The organism is Aquabacterium sp. A08 (assembly GCF_011742065.1).
In genome coordinates, this window is record NZ_JAAQQT010000179.1 from 1 (window position 1) to 302 (window position 302).

Annotated in this window: 1 protein-coding gene; it reads right to left on the minus strand. The window is 72.8% G+C overall.

Features of this window, described 5'->3' with window-relative positions; translation table 11 throughout:
- Positions 1-302: ATP phosphoribosyltransferase regulatory subunit (locus HA630_RS26750; RefSeq protein ID WP_208299900.1), on the minus strand; the 302-nt coding region annotated here is incomplete at both ends.

The following is a 302-nucleotide window of genomic DNA, read 5'->3' on the forward strand; positions in this document are numbered from 1 at the left end:
ACCACCCAGGCACCTGCACGCTCCACCAGGGTGCGGTTGCAGTGGAATTCGTCGACCTCGTGGCCGGGGCCGGGCAAGGCGCAGACCACGGTTTCACCGGCCGCGCGCAAGGCGGCAATGGCCGCTCGCAGGCCCGCGTCGCTGCCCCAGGGCGCGCGGATGGCGGGCTGCAATGGCGGCACCGACAGCGCCTGGACCAGTTCCTTGACGTCCAGGCTGAAGCCGGCGGCCGGACGCTTGCGGCCGAACACCGCGCCCACCTCGTCGTAACGGCCACCGCGCAGCAGTTCCACCGGGGTGGC